This is a genomic window from Vibrio sp. 1402 (genome assembly GCF_033340275.1).
In genome coordinates, this window is sequence record NZ_JAWOWE010000308.1 from 1 (window position 1) to 675 (window position 675).

Below are 675 nucleotides of genomic sequence, written 5' to 3' on the forward strand. Positions count from 1 at the left end.
AACGTCTTGAACTTCCATCGTGATTGACCCCGGCGATTCAAGAAACAGTATTTTGGTGTTTGGTTGAATCAAATCACGAATGTTTTCGCCGATCATCGGATCGTAGTAAGTGGTTTCTACGCCCATCTTTTTCATGATCACGTTGCAGAAATCACGTGTTGGTTCGTAACACGTATCAACCATCAAAATATGGTCGCCAGCTTCGACGAAAGAAAGGATCGCGTTAGAAATGGCTGCCGTTCCACAAGGGTAAAGAGCACAACCCGCGCCGCCTTCGATCTCGACCATTGCGTCTTGAAAAGCAAAGTGAGTGTTAGTGCCACGACGTCCGTAAAACAGCGTTTTGTTTGCGCGGTTTATTGCGGCTTGGTTTTTCTCTGCAACAGTATTAAACACGACAGTAGAAGCGCGTTGTACTGGTGGGTTTACCACACCGTTGGTCCACTTCTTATCGCGGCCTGCGGTAATGAGTTTGGTCTTTTTGCCCTCTGACATAAATATTCCCTGTCTTAAATATTACAATTTGGATTATTTAAAACATGGACGACATAGGGTTTGCAAGGGAAAAGTCACATATCGACCAATAACCGTTTGGATTGAACGTTTAGAGCGCCGTGTGGTAGCGATGATTATATGAGACGTATTGGGGAAAGCACAGAATAGTCGATGCGAAAA

1 protein-coding gene is annotated in these 675 nt (G+C 44.7%); it reads right to left on the reverse strand.

Annotated features, from left to right (window positions below):
• Positions 1–495 (reverse strand): PLP-dependent transferase (locus tag R7044_RS25745; protein WP_225456063.1); only part of this gene is annotated, 495 nt, incomplete at its 3' end.
• Between the last annotated feature and the right edge of the window lie 180 nt (positions 496–675).